Raw genomic sequence first — 5,524 nt, forward strand, 5'->3', positions numbered from 1 at the left:
GTCGATGACGCTGCGTTCGCGCCCCTGGAAGCGCACGCGGGCGCCCTTCGAACTCGGCTGCAGGCCTTCGCCGGCCTGCATCACGCCGGCCTTCACGAGTTCCTCGTTGAACTGGCCCATGGCCTCGAGCAGCTTCGTGTCGGGCATCACGCCGGCTTCGGAGTTCTTGTCGGCCTTGATCAGGATCATGAATCGCATGCTGGATCTCCTTGGATGAATGGGAAGCGACGGCTTCATTCACGCGACGGCTCGCCGCCGCTCGAATCGACATGCTGCGCCTTCTTTTTTGTAACGGCCGCGGCAGCGGTTATCTTTGCGCCTGCCCGCCACTCCCGGCCGCTGCGGCCATGCCAGCCATGCCTGTCGATTCGACGACCTCCACGACCCGCGTGCGCGTCTGGGACCTGCCGACCCGCCTGTTCCATTGGCTGCTCGTGATCTGCATCGTCGGTTCGGTCGTGAGCGCCAAGATCGGTGGCAACGCGATGGAATGGCACCTGCGCTTCGGGCTGATGGTGCTGATCCTGCTGGCGTTCCGCCTGCTGTGGGGCTTCGTCGGCGGGCGCTGGTCGCGCTTCGCGAGCTTCGTCTATGCGCCGGGCACGCTGCTGCGCCACCTGCGCGGCCAGGGCCGGCGCGACGAATGGCTGGAGGTCGGCCACAGCCCGACCGGCGCGCTGTCGGTGTTCGCGCTGCTCGCGCTGCTCGGGCTGCAGGTCGCGAGCGGGCTGGTGGCCGACGACGAGATCTCGACCACCGGGCCGCTGATCAAGTTCGTCAGCGGCGCCACCAGCAGCCTGGCCACCGCGTGGCACAAGAGCTGGGGCCAGTGGCTGATCTACACGCTGGTCGCGCTGCACATCGCGGCCATCCTGTTCTACCTGCTGGTGCGCCGCAACAACCTCGTCGGCGCGATGCTGCGCGGCGACAAGGTCTTGTCGGATGGCACACCGGCCTCGCGCGACACCGCGCTGACGCGCCTGCTCGCGCTGGTGCTGCTGCTGGCCTGCGCGGGCGTGGCCGGCTGGATATGGGGTCTGGGCGCCTGACAAGCCTCGCCGGGTTGCCTACACTCGGGCACGCCTCTCGGCTTCCACCCGCCTCGCCTGCATGGACACGCCCGTCATCGAACTGGTCACCCCCGACACACCGGAGTTGCTCGACGCCACGCGCGCCATCATGCGCGACTATGCCGACAGCCTGGGCATCGACCTGTGCTTCCAGGATTTCGAGAACGAACTCTCCCGCCTGCCCGGCGACTACGCCCCGCCCACCGGCCACCTGCTGCTCGCGATGGTCGACGGCGCGGTCGCAGGCTGCGGCGCGATCCGCGGGCTGCCCGACGCCGACTATGCCAACGCCTGCGAGATGAAGCGCCTCTTCGTGCGCCCGGCGTTCCGCCGCTTCGGCCTCGGTCGCGTGCTCGCGCAGGCGCTGATCGACGAGGCGCGCCGCGCCGGCTACTCATCGATGCTGCTGGACACGCTGGACGACATGGAATCCGCGCGCGGCCTGTACGCGTCGCTCGGTTTCGAGGAAATCCCGCCGTACTACTTCAACCCGATCCCGGGCGCGCACTACCTGAAGGTGGCGCTCGACTGGCAGACCTCGACCTATTAGCGGCAACACCAGCGACCCCACCCAAGGAGACCTCCATGAATGCCTTTCGCCAGCTGCTCGGATCGTCCGGCGCGCACCCCCCGATCGGCACCTGGATCTCGTCGGGCAGCCCGATCGTCGCCGAGGCGATGGGCTGCGCCGGCTTCGACTGGGGCGTGCTCGACATGGAGCACTCGCCGCTCGACCTGATGGACCTGGTGCACCTGCTGCAGGCGGTGGCGTCGACCAAGATGCTGCCGGTGGTGCGCGTGCCCTGGAACGACGCGGTGGTGGTCAAGCGGGTGCTCGACGCGGGCGCCTCGACGCTGCTGTTCCCGTTCGTGCAGGATGCCGACGAGGCGCGCCGCGCGATCGCCGCGACGCGCTACCCGCCTGATGGCGTGCGCGGCATGGCCGGCATCAACCGCGGCTCGCGCTTCGGCACCATCGCCAACCACGCGACCACGGCCAACCAGCAGATCGGCGCGATCATCCAGCTCGAGACGCCGGCCGCCGTCAAGCGGCTCGAGGAGATCGCCGCGGTGCCGGGGGTCGACGCGATCTTCCTCGGCCCGGCYGACCTGTCGGCCACGATGGGCCACGTCGGCCAGCCGATGCACCCGGCCGTGCTCGACCTGATGTCGCAGGGGGTGCAGCGCTGCAAGGCGATCGGCAAGCCGGTCGGCACCGTCGGCAGCACGCCCGAGGTCGTCGCGCAGTACCGCGCCGCGGGCTTCGATTTCGTCGCGATCTCGTCCGACCTCGGGCTGATGATGCGCGGCGCGCAGGCCTCGCTGGCCGCGCTGCGCACGCGCGACACCGAGCATGTGCACACGCTCGCGAGCGGCACGCGCGCCGAGGCCGCGTACTGAACCTGTTGCCGCGCATCCCCAGAAAGAAGCCGCCGGCCCGGCCGGTTTCGTCGCGGTACGGGCGTAGCATTGCCGCCATCCCGGGCGCCACGAGGCGCCCTGTGTTCCACCTTGCCGGGAAGGCCAATGACTGGATCGTCGAACAACAGCTTTGAACTGCATGCCGGCGCGTTGCGCCTGGCCGTCCGCCCCGACCTGGGCGGCACCATCGCCGGCCTGTGGCACCGCGACCAGCCCATCCTGCGATCCACCGAACCCGGCGAGCTGGCGTCGCCGCGCCTGGGCGGCAGCTACCCGATGGTGCCGTACTCCAACCGGCTCGGCTACCGGCGCTTCCGCTGGAAGGGCAAGGACTACACCACTGCCCCGAACTTCGACGACAGCCCGCATTCGCTGCATGGCGTCGCCTGGCAGCGCGCGTGGGACGTGGTGTCCACCAGCGCGACCGAGCTGGTGCTGGGCTACACGCACGTGCCCGACGAGCACTGGCCGTTCCCGTTCGACGTGAAGCAGTACTTCACGCTGACGCCGTCGCAATGCGGCGTGCAGCTCGTGCTGACCAACACGCACGACGCGCCGGTGCCGGCCGGCGTCGGCTGGCACCCGTACTTCCACCGCCGCGAGCGCAGCCGGCTGCACATCGACCTGTCCGACCGCTGGGATTCCGACGCCACGCAGCTGCCGGTGCGCAAGCACCCGCAGCCGGGCATCGACGGCGACGTGTCGCACCTCGGCTTCGACAACTGCTTCGAGGGCTGGACCGGCCCGGCGCGCATCCGCGACGAGAAGTTCTCGATGCAGGTCACGTCGTCGCTGCCCTACCTCGTCGTCTACACGCCGGCCGACAAGCCGTACTACTGCGTCGAGCCGGTCAGCCATGTCAGCAATGCGATCCACATGGCCGACCCGGCGGCGCACGGCCTGCGCACGCTGCAACCCGGCGAGAGCCTGGACGCGTGGATGAAGATCGACGTGTCCCCTGTCTGAGGTGCGCGACGTGACCCTTGACGCGTACGAGCCGCTGCCCGTGCCGGCCTCGGTGCTCGGCGAATCGCCGCTGTGGCACCCGGTCGAACAGGCGCTCTACTGGTGCGATATCGCCGGCTTCACGCTGAACCGCTTCGATCCCGCGAGCGGGCAGCATGCGCACTGGCGCTTCGAGACCGAGGTCGCGAGCTGCGCCGCGATGCGCGATGGCGGCATGCTGCTCGCGATGCGCGACGGCCTGTGGCGCTTCGACACGACCACGGCACAGCGCACGCCGCTCGCCGCCGCGCCCTACGACCCGAAGCTCGAGCGCTTCAACGACGGCAAGTGCGATCCGCAAGGCCGCTTMTGGGTCGGCACGATCTACGAGCCGCGCAAGCCGGCGCTGGCCGCGCTGTACTGCTTCAGCGGCGGCACGCTGCGCCGCGTGGCTGGCGACGTGACGGTGTCGAACGGGCTCGCCTGGAGCCCGGACGGCCGCACGATGTACTGGAGCGACACCACCTCGCACACGGTGTTCGCGATGGACTTCGACGGTGCGAGCGGCACGCCCGGCCCGCGCCGCGTGTTCGCGCGCTTCCCGCTGAAGCAGCCGGAGCAGGACCTCGCGACCTACGGCGGCCGGCCCGACGGCTCCGCGGTCGACAGCGAGGGCGCGTACTGGTCGGCGATGTTCGAGGGCCAGCGGCTGCTGCGCCTGTCGCCGGCCGGCGAGGTGCTCGGAGAGTTGAAGTTGCCGGCGCGCTGCGCGACGATGCCCTGCTTCGGCGGTGCCGACCTGAAGACGCTGTACGTGACGACCTCGCGCGAGAAGCGCCCGGCCGACGAACTCGCACAGCAGCCGATGGCCGGCCGCGTGCTGGCGTTCAGGGTCGATGTGCCCGGGTTGCCCGCCACGCTCTTCGGTTGAAGCCATGACTCGGGACGAGCAGCTCGCGCGCCTGCGCGACGACACGCCCTGGGACCTGGCGGTGATCGGCGGCGGCGCGACCGGCCTGGGCGTCGCGCTCGACGCGGCGGCGCGCGGCTTTCGCGTCGTGCTGCTCGAAGGCGAGGATTTCGCGAAGGGCACCTCGTCGCGCGCGACCAAGCTCGTGCACGGCGGCGTTCGCTACCTCGCGCAGGGCAACGTGGCGCTGGTGCGCGAGGCGCTGCACGAGCGCGCGACGCTGCTCGCGAACGCGCCCCATCTCGCGCAGCCGCTCGCCTTCGTGATGCCGGGCTACCACTGGTGGGAGCGCTGGTTCTACGGCATCGGCCTGAAGCTGTACGACGCGCTCGCCGGCCGGCGCGGGCTGGGCGACACGCAGCTGCTGTCGACCGCGCAGACGCGCGCCCTGCTGCCCACCGTGCGGGCCGAGGGCCTGAGCGGCGGCGTCAAGTACTGGGACGGCCAGTTCGACGATGCGCGGCTCGCGGTCGCGCTGGCGCGCACGGCCGTCGCGCGCGGCGCCTGTGTCGTCAACCACTGCCGCGTCGACGGCCTGCTGCGCGAGGGGGGCCGCGTGACGGGCCTGCTCGCGCACGACCGCGAGCGCGGCGAGCGCTTCAGCGTGCGCGCGGCCTGCGTGGTCAATGCGGCGGGTGTCTGGGTCGACGAGATCCGCGACCTCGACCGCGAACCCGGCACGCCGAGCCGCGCACCGATGGTGGCCCCGAGCCAGGGCGTGCACCTGGTCGTCGACCGCAGCTTCCTGCCGGGCGACCACGCGCTGCTGATCCCGAAGACCGCCGACGGCCGCGTGCTGTTCGCCGTGCCCTGGCTCGGCAAGACGCTGCTGGGCACGACCGACACGCCGCGCGACGACCTCGCGACCGAGCCGGCGCCGTTCCACGACGAGGTCGAGTTCATCCTGCGCGAGGCCGGCCGCTACCTGAGCCGCGCCCCGACGCGGGCCGACGTGCGCTCGGTGTGGGTCGGGCTGCGTCCGCTCGTGAAGCCGCCGGAAGACGACGGCGGCAACACCAAGGCCTTGTCGCGCGAGCACACCGTGCTGGTCGGCCGCTCGGGCCTGGTCACCGTGACCGGCGGCAAGTGGACCACCTACCGCGCGATGGCCGAGGAC

The 5,524-nt window shown here is 71.0% G+C and carries 7 protein-coding genes; 6 read left to right on the plus strand and 1 reads right to left on the minus strand.

Annotated elements, in window-relative coordinates:
* Nucleotides 1-198, minus strand: a 198-nt coding sequence (locus AC1D12_RS23255; protein WP_477843133.1) for a YciI family protein, incomplete at its 3' end; no start/stop codon positions are given.
* 149 nt (nucleotides 199-347) lie between these two features.
* Here AC1D12_RS23255 and AC1D12_RS23260 point away from each other — a divergent pair.
* The 6 genes from AC1D12_RS23260 to AC1D12_RS23285 all read left to right on the plus strand — a co-directional run.
* Entirely contained in the window at nucleotides 348-1,049 is a 702-nt protein-coding gene (locus AC1D12_RS23260) for a cytochrome b/b6 domain-containing protein (protein WP_477826845.1), read from the plus strand.
* Nucleotides 1,050-1,110: 61 nt separating this feature from the next.
* A complete protein-coding gene (locus AC1D12_RS23265; RefSeq protein ID WP_047501576.1) occupies nucleotides 1,111-1,620 on the plus strand; it encodes a GNAT family N-acetyltransferase in 510 nt (169 codons plus the stop codon).
* Nucleotides 1,621-1,655: 35 nt separating this feature from the next.
* Nucleotides 1,656-2,471 carry an HpcH/HpaI aldolase family protein gene (locus AC1D12_RS23270; protein ID WP_047501578.1) on the plus strand — a complete coding sequence of 272 codons (816 nt, stop codon included), beginning with the start codon at nucleotides 1,656-1,658 and terminating at the stop codon, nucleotides 2,469-2,471.
* A 126-nt stretch (nucleotides 2,472-2,597) separates the two neighbouring features.
* Nucleotides 2,598-3,458, plus strand: coding sequence for an aldose 1-epimerase (locus AC1D12_RS23275; RefSeq protein ID WP_477826846.1), 861 nt, complete (start codon nucleotides 2,598-2,600; stop codon nucleotides 3,456-3,458).
* Between the two features lie 10 nt (nucleotides 3,459-3,468).
* The gene (locus tag AC1D12_RS23280) at nucleotides 3,469-4,368 is read left to right on the plus strand and encodes an SMP-30/gluconolactonase/LRE family protein (RefSeq protein ID WP_477843135.1); all 900 of its coding nucleotides are present in this window, start codon (nucleotides 3,469-3,471) and stop codon (nucleotides 4,366-4,368) included.
* Nucleotides 4,369-4,372: 4 nt separating this feature from the next.
* A partial coding sequence (locus AC1D12_RS23285; RefSeq protein ID WP_477843137.1) for a glycerol-3-phosphate dehydrogenase/oxidase occupies nucleotides 4,373-5,524 on the plus strand: 1,152 nt, incomplete at its 3' end.

The organism is Rhizobacter sp. P1_G5 (assembly GCF_056405435.1).

What these genes read in the sequence shown, in the direction of transcription:
- AC1D12_RS23260 (WP_477826845.1), top strand. Translation starts at nt 348, where the DNA reads ATGCCAGCCATGCCTGTCGATTCGACGACCTCCACGACCCGCGTGCGC.
- AC1D12_RS23265 (WP_047501576.1), top strand. Translation starts at nt 1,111, where the DNA reads ATGGACACGCCCGTCATCGAACTGGTCACCCCCGACACACCGGAGTTG.
- AC1D12_RS23275 (WP_477826846.1), top strand. Translation starts at nt 2,598, where the DNA reads ATGACTGGATCGTCGAACAACAGCTTTGAACTGCATGCCGGCGCGTTG.